The organism is Dolichospermum circinale AWQC310F, assembly GCF_000426925.1.
Classification (GTDB): Bacteria; Cyanobacteriota; Cyanobacteriia; order Cyanobacteriales; family Nostocaceae; genus Dolichospermum; species Dolichospermum circinale.
On sequence record NZ_KE384664.1, the window covers coordinates 28,764 to 28,966 of the forward strand.

General features: G+C 44.3%; 1 protein-coding gene. It reads left to right on the forward strand.

Translation table 11 applies throughout. The features are described from left to right. Positions 1-203: hypothetical protein (locus ACIR310F_RS26560; RefSeq protein WP_231387361.1), on the forward strand; the 203-nt coding region annotated here is incomplete at both ends.

The window sequence follows — 203 nt, forward strand, 5'->3', positions numbered from 1 at the left end:
CAAACCGTTAATTTAGATGTTACGGGAACAGGTATCACCACAGCAGATTACACCCTCAGCAATAGCATCATCACTATTCCCAATGGTGCAACCGTTGGTACTGTCACCTTCACCGTTGTTGATGATGTTTTAGTGGAAGGAACAGAAACCGCGACTTTAACTATTAGCAATCCTGCCAGTGGTCTGACATTAGGTAACACCAC